The organism is Pseudomonas sp. TWI929 (assembly GCF_039673335.1).
Classification (GTDB): Bacteria; Pseudomonadota; Gammaproteobacteria; order Pseudomonadales; family Pseudomonadaceae; genus Aquipseudomonas.
Map to the genome: position 1 here is coordinate 61,924 of NZ_JBDJLK010000011.1, position 13,735 is coordinate 75,658.

The window sequence follows — 13,735 nt, forward strand, 5'->3', positions numbered from 1 at the left end:
ATAAAGGATGAGAAAACTGCTTCTGGCGGCGGGCTTGTTGGTAACCGGCATTGCCCACGCCGACGAGCGCGACCTATGGATGTTCGCCCAGTGGGCTGGCGATCATCAAACGCGCCCCTTCCGTGAAATGCTGGTGGATGCCCGCCTTTATGGCGTGGTGCCTATCCACCAGTTGCTGCGCTCGGCCTCGGACTGGAAACTGTGCCACGCGTCCCCCTTCGCCGTGCCTCCCGCAACCAACTGGCCAGCCGTACGCTCGACCCTCTCGCTGGTCAAGACGCTCGACGAGCAAGGCATCCTGCGCCAGTTCGAGGTGGTATCGGCCTACCGCGACCCACGGCTGAACGTCTGCGCCGGCGGGGCAGCCAACAGCGCCCATACCCGTGCCTTCGCCGTCGATATCCTGCTGCCGGCCTGGGCCGACCCCAACCTGCTGTGCCGCTTCTGGCAGCAGCAAGGGCAGGCTTGGAACATGGGGCTGGGCCGCTATCCGTCAGGGCGGATTCATGTGGATACCGCCGGCTATCGCACTTGGGGTGGTGATGGCAGTGCTGGGTCGTCGTTCTGCATCAAACCCAAATGAGCCAGGCAGCCTTGGCATTCGCTTATTACCCACTCGGCGAAACGCTGGCGCTTGCTGCCATCGTCCAGGGGCTGCGGGCTGAGCAGGTGATAGGCCGAGCCGTCACGCACAAAGCCGAACGGTGCCTGCAGCTGCCCGCTGTCGAGTTCGTCGCGCACCATGAGCGCTGAAGCCATGGCCAGGCCCAAGCCGGCACTGGCGGCCTGGATCGACAGGTAGAAGTGCTCGTAGTCGCTGCGTTCGCTGTGTCGGGCCTGTTGGCCGTTCAGGCGCAACCAGGTGGGCCAGGCGCCGGGGCGGGTGGTGCTGTGTAGCAGGCGTTGGTTGTTGAGGTGGGCGGGGGAGGTGGGGTGGCACACCGGGCCGATCCATTCGTCGCAGATCTTCTGGCTGAATAGCTGGAGGTCCCAGTGAAAGTCGTCGCGGCGTATGGCCAGGTCGACGCCGCTGCGGGCGAAGTCCAGCGGCCCACCTGCGGCCACCAAGTGCAGCTGCAGGTCGGGGTGGGCGGCATGGAAGCGCGGCAGGCGCGGGATCAGCCAGCGCATGGCGATAGTCGGCTCGCAGGACAGCACCAGCACGTTGTCACGGGCCTGCTGCTGCAAACGCTGCACGGCACCTTCGAGCTGTTCGAAGATCGCCTGGGTGGTGCCCTGCAAGGCACGGCCGGCCGGGGTGAGGAAAATGGCCCGGTTGCGGCGTTCGAACAACTCCACGCCAAGGCTTTCTTCTAGCAGGCGCACCTGGCGGCTGACTGCGCCGTGGGTGACATGCAGGTGCTCGGCGGCGCGCACGAAGCTCTCGGTTTGGGCGGCGATATCGAAGTAGCGGAAGGCATTGAGTGGCGGCAGTTTCATGGCATCCCTGTTTGCCAGTACCGGCCTCTTCGCGGGTACAGCGCTTGCCCAGAGGCGTGTGATATCCCTGTGGGAGCGGGTTCACCCGCGAAGAGGTCGGCACTGGCACTGCATTTCTGTGAAAAAAACTATCAGATTTACTTCACTATAAATCGATTTTTCCTAACTCATAAGCTCTCGATAATCACTCGATCTGTGCATTTCCATCGCCTATCGAGAGCCATCAACATGACCGAACTCATCGCCGTCGCCCTGTTTACCTTGCTCGCCGTCATCAGCCCAGGTGCCGACTTCGCCATGGTCACCCGCAGCAGTTATGCGCAGGGCCGCAAGGCCGGGCTGGCCGCCGCAGTGGGCATCGCCCTGGGGGTGCAGGTGCATGTCCTGTATACGGTGCTGGGTATCGCAGTGATCATCAGCCAGAGCCCGGTGCTGTTCCTGGTCATGAAAGTGCTCGGCGCGGGTTACCTGATTTACCTGGGCTACAAGTCGCTGACCAACACCCGGCGCATCAGCCTTGATGGAATTGGCCAATCGGCTGCCAGCGTGCTGCAGGCACTGCGCACGGGCTTTTTGACCAATGCCCTCAACCCCAAGACCATGTTGTTCGTCATCAGCGCCTTCACCCAGGTGGTACAACCCGGTAGCCCGCTGGCACTGGATTTTGCCTATGGCGCTTTCATGTCCGTTGCCCACTGGCTGTGGTTCAGCCTGGTGGCGGTGTTTTTCTCCAGCGCGGGGTTGCGCAAGGCGATGATCGAGCGGCAAATGCTGGTGGACCGGGTGATTGGCCTGGCGCTGATCGGGCTTGGCCTGGCGGTGGCAGTGACCGGCATCCGTTGAGGAGGTGAGTTGCGCACTTTCAATGTGGCGTTGATGGGGGTATTTCAGGCGATACATTTTTCGCGGACAAAGAAAAAGGGCTTACCTTGCGGTAAGCCCTTCGTCTTGTTTGGTGGCTACACAGGGACTTGAACCCCGGACCCCAGCATTATGAATGCTATGCTCTAACCAACTGAGCTATGTAGCCGATGGCGCGCATTATTCTCTTGAACGGCCCCCCTGTCAACACTCATTTCAAAAAAATTTTGCACGGTTTCAAAAACTTAGCGGCCAAGCCCGGTTTCAGCGCGCTACAAGCCAGTGCCCGAGCATGCCTTGCAGCTGTCGAGGCCGGCTTTCTGCACCGGACCGATACGGCTGTCATCGAAGGCTACCCGCTCACCCGCCGAAACCATGCGCTGCTCGCCGCCCTGAATGACCATGGCCTTGCCGTTTAGTACCACCAATTCGTCATGGCCCGCATGGCGGGCCAGCTGCAGGCGGGTACCGAATACCTGAATGCGCGCATCGCCCACTGCCACTTCCATGGCCCGGCCGTCGAGCATCACTTCCAGGTGCACCTGGCCCTGCACCAGGTTTAGCTGGCGCGTGCGGCCGCGCAGGTCGACATTCATCGCGCTGGCGCTGCCCAGGTGCAAGGTGGTGCCATCGGCCAGGCGTATGCTGCGGCGTTCACCCACGTCGGTGTGCAATTCGCTGCCCAGGCGCTGCATCAATGGCCAGTACAGGTAGGCAGCAGCGCCCAGCCCCAGCAGAAAGAGCAACGCCAGCCACTTGCCCAGGTGGCTGCGGCGCGCATGCACCGGCCGTGGGCGAGGGCGGGCGGGTGGCGGCTGCAGTTGTTGCCAGAAGGTTTCCAGCTCGGCATAGGCCTGGGCGTTCTGTTGCAACTGGCACCAGGCCGCGAACGCCTGGCGCCGGGTCTCGTCGCAATCGGGCTGACGCAACAGCGAAAACCACTCCAGCGCTTCCTGTTGTGGATCGGGCTGCAGTTGCTTGGCAGGCATCGGGCTCATGGGGTCGGTCTGCTCGCGATAGGGGCCGTTTCGCCCAACGATGACAGGGGGATTAGCCAAAGATGCTAATTATATTGAGAACCATTTTCAAGTACGACACGTCAGAGGAATAAAAAAGGTAGCTATGTATCTATTTGTTTCTCGATAATCGGATCCCAAACTGCGGACGGAGATTCAGGCACATGGCCATCAGTAGCGCCTCCACGGCGTCCACCAGCGCAGCGGCGAGCCAGGCCACGCCGCTGGTGATGCGCATTATCGGTTTTTGCGCCCTGGCGCACCTGATCAATGACCTGATCCAGTCGGTGCTGCCGGCGATTTACCCAATGCTCAAGGCCAACTACGACCTGAGCTTCGCCCAGATCGGCATGATCACCCTGACGTTCCAGATCACTGCTTCGCTGCTGCAGCCCTGGGTTGGCTTCTTCACCGACCGCAGACCAGCGCCAAACCTGTTGCCGCTGGGTACCTTGTGCACCTTGGTGGGCATCGTGATGCTGGCCTTCGTCGGCAGCTTCCCCATGATCTTGCTGGCGTCGGCGCTGGTGGGTATCGGCTCGTCGACCTTCCACCCTGAGACCTCACGTATCGCCCGCCTGGCTTCAGGCGGGCGTTTCGGCCTGGCCCAGTCGACCTTCCAGGTCGGCGGCAACACAGGTTCCGCCCTGGGCCCGCTGCTGGCGGCGGCCATCGTCATTCCGTTCGGTCAAACCCATGTGGCCTGGTTCGGCCTGGCCGCGCTGTTCTTCCTTGGCGTCACCCTGATGCTGCGTGGCTGGTACAAGGAGCACCTCAACCAGGCCAAGGCGCGCAAGGCGGTGCAGGCCACCCATGGCATTTCGCGCAAGCGGGTGATCGCGGCGCTGATCGTGCTGGGCCTGCTGGTGTTCTCCAAGTACTTTTACATGGCCAGTTTCACCAGCTACTTCACCTTCTACCTGATCGAGAAATTCGGTGTATCGGTGGCCAGTTCGCAGTTGCACCTGTTCCTGTTCTTGGGCGCGGTGGCGGCGGGTACCTTCTTTGGCGGGCCGATCGGTGACCGCATCGGGCGCAAGGCGGTGATCTGGTTCTCGATCCTGGGTGTGGCGCCGTTCACTTTGGCGCTGCCGTATGCCGACCTGTTGTGGACCACGGTATTGAGCGTGGTGATCGGCTTTATCCTGGCTTCGGCGTTTTCTGCCATTGTGGTGTATGCGCAAGAGCTGGTGCCGGGCAGCGTGGGCATGATTGCCGGGATCTTCTTCGGCCTGATGTTCGGCTTTGGCGGCATTGGCGCAGCGCTGCTGGGGTATGTGGCGGACCTGCGTGGCATCGAATATGTTTATGGGCTGTGCTCGTTCCTGCCGTTGTTCGGGTTGTTGGCGGTGTTGTTGCCAAGTACTGGCAAGCGCTGAAATTACCGGGGCTGCTTTGCAGCCCATTGCGACAAAAGGCCGCTCCTACAAAGGCAACCGCGTACTTCCTGAGCGGCCTGGTGTCGCGAAAGGGCCTCGAAGAGGCCCCTGCGATTGACGACCCCACATGGCGTAACCTAGAGTGCCGCCTCTTTTTCAACCCCCCACAAAGTAGCCAAAGCAATGCGCCGTACCCAGTCACTGCCAAACGCCCGCCAGCCTGCCCTCCAGGCCCTGCGTCATGCGTGGCCGAGCGACACGGTACTCAAGCGCCGCCGCAGCGTGCTGTTTGCCTTCACCTTCTCGCCACACCTCGCCTGAACTGATCTGCGCTTTCGCGTCGCTCGCCGCCCTGGCGTGCGCGCCTGTGTCTGCACGTCTTTTCGGTTTGCAAGGAGTGGTACATGAACATGCGTTTGCTGGCGGGCCTGTTGTTCGCCGTTTCGGTCGTGGGTTTCAGTCTGGGGGCCAGCCTGCCGCTGGTGTCGTTGCGCTTGCATGAAGCGGGGGCGAGTACCCTGGAAATCGGCATCATCTCGGCCATCCCCGCCGCGGGCATGATGCTCTCGGCGTTCCTGGTCGACGCCTGCTGCCGCCATCTCACCCGGCGCACTATCTACTTGTTGTGCTTCAGCCTGTGCACAGTGAGCATCGCCTTGCTCGAGTCGGCATTCGGCTCGTTGTGGCTGCTGGCGCTGCTGCGCCTGGGCCTGGGGCTTGGCATGGGTATCGCCATCATCCTTGGCGAGTCATGGGTCAACGAGCTGTGCCCGGAGCACAACCGCGGCAAGATCATGGCCCTGTACGCCACCAGCTTCACCGGCTTCCAGGTGCTTGGCCCGGCCATGCTGGCGGTACTGGGCGCCGACAGCCCGTGGATCACCGGGGTGGTCACCGCCTGCTATGGCCTGGCGTTGCTATGCATCGTGCTGACTGTGCCCAATGATCATGTCGAACATGAAGAGGGCGAAAAGAGCTTCGGCCTGGCCGGGTTCTTCCGCGTAGCGCCAGCGTTGTGCGTAGCGGTACTGTTCTTCTCGTTTTTCGATGCCGTGGTGCTGTCGCTGTTGCCGGTGTATGCCACCAGCCATGGCTTTGCCGTGGGCGTGGCGGCGTTGATGGTGACGGTGGTATTTGCCGGCGACATGCTGTTCCAGCTGCCGCTGGGCTGGCTGGCCGACCGGGTGGAGCGCACCGGGCTGCACCTGGTGTGCGGGCTGGTGGCGATGGCGATTGGTATCAGCCTGCCTTGGCTGCTGAACATGACCTGGCTGCTGTGGCCGCTGCTGGTGGTGTTGGGCGCGGTGGCGGGGGGCATCTATACCTTGGCGCTGGTGCTGATCGGGCAGCGCTTCAAGGGGCAGGACCTGGTCACTGCCAACGCCAGCGTGGGTTTGCTGTGGGGTGTGGGTAGCCTGATCGGGCCGCTGCTCAGTGGCGCGGCGATGGATGTGGCGCCGCATGGCTTGCCCATGGCGCTGGCGCTGATGGCCGGGTTGTTCGTGTGCTTTGCCCGACAGTCGTTTCGCGCTGCGGGGCGCTTGCGAGCTGTTGCAGATTGATCCCCAGGCCTACAGGGGGCGCATTGCCTTCAAGCCGCGCCGATACTCACCCAGTACCGAGTGCGGTAGTCGACCCGCACCGGCAGGCTATGGCTGAGCAGATGCAGGATCTGCCCGGTGTCGGCCAGCTGGTAAGTGCCAGACACTTTCAGGTTTGCCACCTCGGGCGCACAGCGCAGCAAGCCGGGGCGATAGCGGGCCAGTTCGGTAACAAACTCGCCAAGCGGCATCTGCTGCACGCTGAGTACGCCATCGGTCCAGCCCCAGGGGTCGCTGTGCAGCGTCACTGCCTGGACGCTGCCGTTGGCCCACACTTGCAAGGTTTCGCCTGGCAGCACCTGCCACGGTGCGGCTGAAGCGGGGAACAGTGTGACTTCACCGCGACGCACGGCCAGCAGCAGGCCCTGGTTGTTTTCGCGTAACAGCAGTTGGCCGTCGCGGGTGACCAGCGGGCCGACGCGCGTATCGATGAGGAACGGGCGATTGTCGTCGGCGTTGCTGTCCAGGCTCACTTCGCCGCGTACCAGTTCCAGCCAGCGTTGCTCGGCGCTGTAGCGCAGCTCGATGGCGCTGGCGGTGTTGAGCTGGATGCGGCTGCCATCGCTGCCTTGCAGCTGGCGGCGCTCGCCGGTAGCGGTGCTGCTGTCAGCCAGCAGTTGGGGCAGGCCCAACGGTTCGCGCGCCGCCCAGCCCAGGCAGCCGCCCACGGCCAGCAGGGTCAGCAGCTTGAGCTGGTCGCGGCGGCTGATGCGCTGGCGCTGGCTGCTGTCCAGGGTGCGCCGGCTCAGGTCCTTGGGTAGCCCTGCCAGTTCGTCGTTAAGGTCACTGACCCGCTGCCAGGCCAAAGGGTTGTGCGGGTGGCTGGCCAGCCAATGCTGGAACTGCTGCTCGGTACGCGAGCTGGGGCTGTCGAAACGCAGCTTCACCAGCCAGTCGATGGCCTGGTCGACCTGTGCTTGCGCGGGCGCGTCATCAGGCATCGGCATAACGTAACCGGTAGCAGAGGCCCAGGGCCTTGGCCAGGTCGCGCTCGACGGTGGCTCGGGACACGTCCAGGCGCTGGGCGATCTGCACGATGCTCAAGCCGTCGAGCTGGGCCAGCAGGAATACCTGGCGGGCCCGCGGCTTCAGTTGGTGCAGGGCACGGTCGAGGCGTTCCAGGGTATCGAGGATGATCAGCCGGTGCTCTTCGCTGGGCACGTCGGCTTCGGGCAGGTGCAGCAGGCTTTCCTGGTAGGCCCTTTCCAGTGCGCGGCGGCGGAACTGGTCGATCATCAGGCCGCGGGCGATGCTGCTGAGGTAGGCGCGCGGCTCCTTCAGCGACGACACCTGGCGGGCCCGCAACAACCGCACGAAGGTATCCTGGGCCAGGTCCGCGGCATGCTCGCTGCAGCCGACCCGGCTGCGCAGCCAACCGCGAAGCCAGGTATGGTGGGCCTGATAGAGCAGAGCGACCTCGGTTGGCTTGAGCGTGTCGTTGGTCTGCATCGTGGCGAAGGCCCGGTCCCGTGAATTGTGATTGTGAATAGTTCTCAATTCTATGCGGGGCAACGGCGTGGGGCAATGGTATGCCAGGAATTAGCCGCGCAAGAACCGGCGTTTGCCCGATGAACGGCTGAGCTAAGCTGGACCTGCAATCGACTTGATGGAGGTGCCATGATTTTGGCCGACCTTTCGCCAGAAGCCTACCGTGAGGCCTGCGAATACCTGGCTGCACTCGACCCGGACTGGTCGCGGCACATCGCGGCGACCGGGCCCTGCCTGCACCAGGCCACGCCTGGGCGCGAGCCTTACGAGGCGCTGGTGCGGGCGATTGCCTACCAGCAACTGCATGCCCGCGCTGCCGAGGCGATTCTTGGGCGGTTGCTGGCACTGTTCCCAGACGCTGCGTTCCCGCAGCCGGAGCAATTGTTGGCGCTCAGCCCTGAAACGATGCGTGGCTGCGGTTTCTCCGCGAGCAAGATGGCTACCATTCAGGGCATTGCCCAGGCCCGCCTGGACGGTTTGGTGCCGACTCGGCAGGAGGCGTTGGCCATGGCCGACGAAGCCTTGATCGAGCGCCTGGTGGCGCTGCGCGGGGTAGGGCGATGGACGGTGGAAATGCTGCTGATCTACTGCCTGGAGCGTTCGGACATTCTCCCGGTGGATGACTTTGGCGTGCGCGAGGGGTATCGGCGGCTCAAAGGGCTGGACAAGGCGCCAACGCCAGCGCAGATGCGCTCGCTGGGCGGCGGTTGGCGGCCGTACCGCACCGTGGCAGCCTGGTACCTGTGGCGGGCCTGAATTCTTGCATTGCCTGCACCGGCCTCTTCGCGGGTGAACCCGCTCCTACAGGTACAGCGCAATTCCTGAAACCGACACGGTCCCTGTGGGAGCGGGTTCACCCGCGAAGAGGCCAGCACAGGCAACTACCTATTCGGACACTTACCAATGAACTGCTATACCACCCCAGAGCAACGCTGGCAGGCCGTAGAGACCCGTGACAGCGCCGCCATCGGCCACTTCGTCTACGCCGTGCGTACCACCGGCATCTACTGCCACCCTGGCTGCACGTCACGCTTGGCCAAGCGCAGCAACGTTGCGTTCTACGACACCCCAGACGCCGCCGAAGCCGCCGGCTACCGCGCCTGCAAACGTTGCTTCGCCACCACCAAGGCCAGCGCCACCCGCCACAGCCAGTTGGTCACCCGCGCCTGCCGCCTGATCGAAGGCAGCGATCTCGCGCCTAGCCTCGACCAGCTAAGCGCGCAACTGGCCGTCAGCCCCTTCCACCTGCACCGCCTGTTCAAGGCCGAAACCGGCGTTACCCCCAAGGCCTACGCCACAGCCTTCCGCGCCCGGCGCCTGCGCGCGCATCTGGAAGACAGCCAGCGTTCGGTCACTGACGCCATCTATGACGCGGGCTACAACTCCAACAGCCGGTTCTACGAAAGTGCCGACCAGCGTCTGGGTATGCGCCCCCGGCAGTACCGCACCGGCGGCGCAGGGGCAACCATCCACTTCGCCCTCGGCCAGTGTTCGCTGGGCGCGATCCTGGTAGCCCAGAGCGAGAAGGGCATTTGTGCAATCCTGTTGGGGGACGACCCTGAAGCCCTGCTATGTGACCTGCAGGACCAGTTCCCCAAGGCCCACCTGATCGGCGGCGACAGCGCCTACGAACGGCTGGTCGCCGAGGTGGTCGGTTTCGTCGAGGCCCCGGCACTGGGCCTGGCCTTGCCGCTGGATGTGCAAGGCACGGCGTTCCAGGAGCGAGTTTGGCAGGCCTTGCGCGAGGTGCCGGCCGGCAGCCGGGTGAGCTACACCGACATCGCCGAGCGCATTGGTGCGCCCAAGGCAGTGCGCGCGGTGGCCATGGCCTGCGCAGCCAATCACATTGCCGTGGCCATCCCCTGTCATCGGGTAGTGCGCCGGGACGGTGATATCAGCGGCTACCGCTGGGGTGTCGAGCGCAAACAGCAACTGCTGAAGCGAGAAACGGCACTCTCCTGATTGCCCGAAGCCGCGTAGAATCTCCCGCCAAATCGAATTGTAAAGAGGAATATTCGATGAGGCGTGTCAGCCTTGCCCGTTATTGCCTTGGCCTGATGGCCTTGATGTTGGCGCTTGCCAGCCCGGCCTGGTCGGCCCCGGCTACGCCATTGGCCAACCTGGCGGTTGCCGAAGCGCCAGTACTGGATGAAAACGCCAGCATCGAGCAGTTGAACGACCGCCTGGACCAGATTCGCCAGGGCGTCACCAGCGAGGCCAACGATGACCTGCTGTCGCAGTTGCGCCTGGCGGCGGTGCAGGTTCAGCGCCAGGGCGATGCGTTGAGCGCGTTGCGCACCACTGAAGTGGAAAAACTCGAAGACAAGCTCAAGGTCATCGGCCCGCCCCAGCCCGACGAGGCCGCCACCCTGACCCAGCAGCGCAAAGAGCTGGAGGCCGAGAAAAAGGCCCTGGTGGCGCAGCAGCAGCAGGCCATCAAACTGACCCAGTCGGCCCGCGACCTGTCCACGCAAATCGTCAACCTGCGCCGCAGCCAGTTCAACTCGCAAATCACCAGCCGTGCGGCCACGCCGCTGAGCCCGGCGTTCTGGCAAAGCATCATTCGCCCCACCCAGGACGACGTGGCGCGCCTGCGTGACCTGCGCGGCGAGGCGGCCGATGCCATCGCAAGTGCCTTCAGCGCCGAGCACCGCTGGCTGTTCATCATCAGCCTGGTGGCGGCCATCCTGGTCTGGACCCTGGTACGGCGCGTGCTCGAGCGCTTGCTGGCCAGTGCCATGGTCAGCTGGCTGCCCGAAGGCCGCCTGCGCCGCAGCGCATTGGCCCTGGGCGTCAGCCTGGCAACCCTGGGTACCATCTCCGGCTCGGTGTCGTTGCTGCGTTGGGGGCTGGAGAGCAGCGCCGAACTGGGCTCCGATATCGCCAGCCTGGCCAACCATGTACTCGCCCTGGTGGTGTTCAGTGCCTTCATCTCCGGCCTGGGCCGCGCCATGCTGATGCTGCAGCGCCCCTCCTGGCGTTTGCCGCCGATCCATGACGAAGTGGCCAGCGCGCTTGGTTGGTTCCCCAAGGTGTTGGCGTTGGCGCTGATGGTCATGATGACCATGGAGCGCATCAACAGCGTGATCGGCGCCAGCCTGGCGCTGACTGTGGCGGTCAACGGCCTGACCGCGTTGGTGGTGGCGGTCATCTTCACCGGTGCGCTGCTGCGTTATCGCCGTACCCTGCGCAAACATGATCTGGAGCGCCCCACGGGCCTGGCCGGGTTGATCCCGTTCGTGATGGTCATCTGGCTGGCGGTGATCCTGCTGGCCCTGCTCACCGGCTACCTGACGCTTGCCTACTTCCTCACTGCCAAGCTGCTGTGGGTCAGCCTGGTGATCACCTGTGCCTACCTGCTGACCACCTTCTTCGGTGACCTGTGTGAAACCCTGCTGTCGCCACGCCTACCAGGCGGCCTGGCGCTGGCCTCGACCCTGGGCCTGGCGCCTCGCCACCAGGCGCAGGCCAGCACCGTCCTGGCCGGCATCGGCCGCACCGTGGTGCTGTTCCTGGCACTGTTGCTGGCGCTTATGCCCTCGGGCACCAGCCCCAGCGAGTTGCTGCTCAGCCTGGGTGACTGGGACGGTACCGGTGGTAGGGTGCTCGGCAACATGAACATCGTCCCCCAGGACATCCTGTTGGCGGTGGTGATGTTCCTCGGTGGCCTGTTCGCCATCCGCGTGGTCAAGCGTTGGCTGAGCGACCGCCTGCTGCCGGAAACCGACATGGACGCCGGCATGCGGGCCTCGTTGGTGACCCTGGTGGGTTACCTGGGCTTCATCTTCCTGGCCATGCTGGTGATGTCGACCCTGCGCATCAACCTCACCAGCCTTACCTGGGTGGTCAGTGCCCTGTCGGTAGGTATCGGTTTCGGCTTGCAGCAGATCGTGCAGAACTTCATCTCCGGCCTGATCCTGCTTACCGAGCGCCCGGTGAAAGTGGGCGACTGGGTCAGCCTGGCCGGTGTGGAGGGTGATATCCGGCGTATCAACGTGCGCGCCACCGAGATCCAGATGTCTGACCGTTCGACGGTGATCGTGCCCAACTCGCAGTTCATCTCGCAGAACGTGCGCAACGTGACCATGGGCAACGCGCTGGGCGTGGTCGGTATTACCCTGACCTTGCCGCTGGAGACCGATGCCAACCATGTGCGTGAGCTGTTGCTGGCGGCGTACCACGAGCACGAGGCGATTCTGGATGCGCCGGCTACGTCGGTGTCGTTCAAGGACCTGACTACCAGCGGCATGGTGATTGGTGTCAGTGGCTATGTAGCGGGGCCACGGCAGGTGTCGGGTACCCGTAGCGATCTGCTGTTTACCATTCTTGGGCGCTTGCGTGATGAAGGCATTGCGCTGTCTTCGCCGCAGAGCATGGTGTTGGTGCAAGAGAACGGGCGCCCGGCTGACGAGTCGGTGTAAATGCCGGAGGGCTGCTTTGCAGCCCATTCGCGGCACTAGGCCGCTCCCACACCTGAGGAGCAGCCTTGTGTCGCGATAGGGGCGCAAAGCGCCCCCATGGCCTCAATGCTGCTTGGCCTGCCTGATCCTCAGCAGTATTACCAACAGCACCAGCAACACCGGCGGCGCCATGGCCAACAACCCATCCCGCGCCGTCAGCCCCAACCCCAGCACATTCAGCCCGCCATACAGCAGCTTGAACAAATTCAGCAGGTAGTAGGTGATGGCAATGATCGACAGCCCCTCCACCGCCCGCTGGATTTTCACCTGGGCATCGGCCCGGGCGTTGAGGCTGTGCAGGATCCCGGCGTTCTGCTCCTCCATTTCCACCTGTACCCGCGCCTGCAGCAGGTCGCCCAGGTTGGCTACGTTCTTCGCCAACTGCTCCAGCCGCTGCTCGGTGGCCGCACAGTAGCGTACCGTCGGCTTGAACCGGCGCTCGATGAACACCCCCAGGCGCTGGCAATCGCCCACGTGGCTTTCCCGCAGTTCGCTCAAGCGCTCAAACACCAGTTGTGCGTAAGCTTGTGTGGCACCGAAGCGGTGGCGGGTTTTCACCGTGCGGCTGACCACCTGGCGTGACAGTTGGGCAATGGCTTCCAGCAGCCCCTTGGAATCATGGCCATCGCCCCCGGCACTGCGCTCCGAGAGGCTTACCAGGGTTTTGTCGAAGGCGTCCAGCTCCTGGCTCAGGGCCTTGGCCGTGGTCAGGGTCAGCGAGGCCATCATGCGGTACGTCTCGATCTCCAGCAGGCGGCGGATCATACGGCCCTGGCGGTAGGCATTGAGGCGGCGGTTGATGAACAGGAAGCGGTTGGTGCCATCCTCGGTCAGGCGGAAATCGCTCCACACCACCGCATCACCGCCGCCCACACACGAGCCGCACGGGTCCTTGAAACCGTAGTGGTGCAGGTCCAGGCCCTGTTCGTCGCGTACCAGCACCTGCACCGCATTGATCACTTGCGCCGCCTGCGGGGCAATAGCGTCGGCCAACTGCGCTGGCAGGGCTTGCCACTCGGTGTCGGCGGCAGTGCAGGGCACTACCAGGGTCAGGGTGAAGAACTCGGTGTGCCGTTCCCACTTGAACGGCTGGCCACCCAGGTGGGTGATGCCTTGGGCGGCGGTGATGTCCAGTGCATCCGGGCAGCAACGTTGCAGCAGTGCCGCACAGGCGGCATCGCCGCCGAGCAGGGCCAGGTGGAAGACATGCGCCGGGCCGTCGAAGTACAGCGACGGGCGGGCGTGCAGTTCGTTGTGCAGGGCTGTGCGTTGAGGGTGCATGGGTGGTCCGGCCTGGTGTTGTGATTGTGGGGGTACCAGGAAGTGGGACTTTGCGGGCGGAGGGGAAAGTCACGCGAAAGGAAGTTTTGTATCGCCTGTGCCGCGCTCTTCGCGGGTAAACCCGCTCCCACAGGGAAATCACAAGCCCTGAGTACTGTGGAGTACCTGTGGGAGCGGGTTTATCGGGGCGCCGAACCGCCGCGAAGAGG

Annotated in this window: 12 protein-coding genes, 1 tRNA gene and 1 pseudogene; 8 read left to right on the forward strand and 6 right to left on the reverse strand. The window is 63.8% G+C overall.

The genetic code is table 11. The features are described from left to right. The first annotated feature begins 7 nt into the window (after positions 1 to 7). Positions 8 to 583, forward strand: coding sequence for a D-Ala-D-Ala carboxypeptidase family metallohydrolase (locus tag ABE456_RS07590; RefSeq protein ID WP_346643366.1), 576 nt, complete (start codon positions 8 to 10; stop codon positions 581 to 583). Here ABE456_RS07590 and ABE456_RS07595 read toward each other — a convergent pair. Further along, positions 523 to 1,440, reverse strand: coding sequence for a LysR substrate-binding domain-containing protein (locus ABE456_RS07595; RefSeq protein WP_346643367.1), 918 nt, complete (start codon positions 1,438 to 1,440; stop codon positions 523 to 525). The genes ABE456_RS07590 and ABE456_RS07595 overlap by 61 nt on opposite strands. A gap of 228 nt (positions 1,441 to 1,668) precedes the next feature. On the opposite strand from ABE456_RS07595, the gene ABE456_RS07600 reads away from it, so the two are divergent. Continuing rightward, positions 1,669 to 2,283 carry a LysE family transporter gene (locus ABE456_RS07600; protein ID WP_346643368.1) on the forward strand — a complete coding sequence of 205 codons (615 nt, stop codon included), beginning with the start codon at positions 1,669 to 1,671 and terminating at the stop codon, positions 2,281 to 2,283. A gap of 110 nt (positions 2,284 to 2,393) precedes the next feature. Here the strand turns inward: ABE456_RS07600 and ABE456_RS07605 are convergent. Then, positions 2,394 to 2,470: transfer RNA gene (locus ABE456_RS07605), tRNA-Met, on the reverse strand. A gap of 145 nt (positions 2,471 to 2,615) precedes the next feature. After that, a pseudogene (locus tag ABE456_RS07610) lies at positions 2,616 to 3,290 on the reverse strand (FecR domain-containing protein); the annotation flags it as partial. A gap of 191 nt (positions 3,291 to 3,481) precedes the next feature. Here ABE456_RS07610 and ABE456_RS07615 point away from each other — a divergent pair. The 3 genes from ABE456_RS07615 to ABE456_RS07625 all read left to right on the forward strand — a co-directional run bounded on the left by ABE456_RS07615 (position 3,482) and on the right by ABE456_RS07625 (position 6,258). Then, entirely contained in the window at positions 3,482 to 4,696 is a 1,215-nt protein-coding gene (locus ABE456_RS07615; protein WP_346643369.1) for an MFS transporter, read from the forward strand. 183 nt (positions 4,697 to 4,879) lie between these two features. Further along, a complete protein-coding gene (locus ABE456_RS07620; RefSeq protein ID WP_201201692.1) occupies positions 4,880 to 5,017 on the forward strand; it encodes a hypothetical protein in 138 nt (45 codons plus the stop codon). Between the two features lie 83 nt (positions 5,018 to 5,100). Continuing rightward, positions 5,101 to 6,258 carry an MFS transporter gene (locus ABE456_RS07625; protein WP_346643370.1) on the forward strand — a complete coding sequence of 386 codons (1,158 nt, stop codon included), beginning with the start codon at positions 5,101 to 5,103 and terminating at the stop codon, positions 6,256 to 6,258. 29 nt (positions 6,259 to 6,287) lie between these two features. Here the strand turns inward: ABE456_RS07625 and ABE456_RS07630 are convergent, their stop codons facing one another. Next, positions 6,288 to 7,244: a FecR domain-containing protein gene (locus tag ABE456_RS07630; protein WP_346643371.1), complete on the reverse strand. Its 957-nt coding sequence runs from the start codon at positions 7,242 to 7,244 to the stop codon at positions 6,288 to 6,290. Next, a complete protein-coding gene (locus ABE456_RS07635; protein ID WP_346643372.1) occupies positions 7,231 to 7,746 on the reverse strand; it encodes a sigma-70 family RNA polymerase sigma factor in 516 nt (171 codons plus the stop codon). Before ABE456_RS07635 ends, ABE456_RS07630 begins: the two co-directional genes overlap by 14 nt. A gap of 168 nt (positions 7,747 to 7,914) precedes the next feature. On the opposite strand from ABE456_RS07635, the gene ABE456_RS07640 reads away from it, so the two are divergent. From ABE456_RS07640 to ABE456_RS07650, 3 genes are all read left to right on the forward strand, one after another. After that, entirely contained in the window at positions 7,915 to 8,541 is a 627-nt protein-coding gene (locus tag ABE456_RS07640; RefSeq protein WP_346643373.1) for a DNA-3-methyladenine glycosylase, read from the forward strand. A 147-nt stretch (positions 8,542 to 8,688) separates the two neighbouring features. After that, positions 8,689 to 9,747: a bifunctional DNA-binding transcriptional regulator/O6-methylguanine-DNA methyltransferase Ada gene (gene ada / locus ABE456_RS07645; RefSeq protein ID WP_346643374.1), complete on the forward strand. Its 1,059-nt coding sequence runs from the start codon at positions 8,689 to 8,691 to the stop codon at positions 9,745 to 9,747. Positions 9,748 to 9,803: 56 nt separating this feature from the next. Further along, positions 9,804 to 12,206 (forward strand): DUF3772 domain-containing protein, encoded by a 2,403-nt coding sequence (locus ABE456_RS07650; protein WP_346643375.1) that lies wholly within the window; start codon positions 9,804 to 9,806, stop codon positions 12,204 to 12,206. A 102-nt stretch (positions 12,207 to 12,308) separates the two neighbouring features. On the opposite strand, the gene ABE456_RS07655 is transcribed toward ABE456_RS07650, so the two are convergent. Then, positions 12,309 to 13,526, reverse strand: coding sequence for a DUF3422 domain-containing protein (locus ABE456_RS07655; RefSeq protein ID WP_346643376.1), 1,218 nt, complete (start codon positions 13,524 to 13,526; stop codon positions 12,309 to 12,311). Positions 13,527 to 13,735 lie beyond the last annotated feature (209 nt).